Here is a 293-nt window from a genome sequence, read left to right on the forward strand (position 1 = left end):
TTAAGATCTCGGGTAACGGTGAGGATCTGGTAAGGCTGAGGATTTTGGGAGGCCCGGGAAAAGATGTTTATGACTTCCAGAACAAGAAGAATGTGAAGCTCTATGACTTCAAAACTGAAGAAAATGAGATCCTCCAACCTGGATCACGAAAGCTACTCTCAAATTCATACGAGATCAATAATTTTCGTTATAACAAGTTCAAATATACTGAGTTCATGGTGTTGCCCTATGTAAACTTCGAACCCGATGCCGGTCTTACTCTTGGTGCAGAAGCTATCTGGACAACATATGGC

General features: G+C 42.0%; 1 protein-coding gene. It reads left to right on the forward strand.

From position 1 onward, the window contains the following. Positions 1-293, forward strand: a 293-nt coding sequence (locus tag HC175_RS23010) for a hypothetical protein (protein ID WP_168140079.1), incomplete at both ends; no start/stop codon positions are given.

This window comes from Salinimicrobium oceani, from assembly GCF_012037645.1.